The following is a 207-nucleotide window of genomic DNA, read 5'->3' as shown; positions in this document are numbered from 1 at the left end:
CACCTCGCACGCCTACGTCACCGCCGCCCGCCGCAACGAGGGCCCGCCGCACTACCAGCGCTGGCAGGGCCTCCTCGGCGCCAACTTCGTCCGCCGGGACGGCCGCTGGGTGGTCAAACGCATCCTGTCCGGCGACTCCTCCGACTCCAAGGCCCGCTCACCGCTGGCCGGCACGGGCATCCGCGAGGGCGCCGTGCTCACCCATGT

1 protein-coding gene is annotated in these 207 nt (G+C 73.9%); it reads left to right on the top strand.

Annotated features, from left to right (window positions below; all coding sequences use genetic code 11):
• Nucleotides 1–207 (top strand): PDZ domain-containing protein (locus C3492_RS43945; protein ID WP_146075825.1); only part of this gene is annotated, 207 nt, incomplete at both ends.

The organism is Streptomyces sp. Ru62, from assembly GCF_002920615.1.
GTDB lineage: Bacteria > Actinomycetota > Actinomycetes > Streptomycetales > Streptomycetaceae > Streptomyces.
This window is presented reverse-complemented; position numbering and strand designations above follow the sequence as displayed.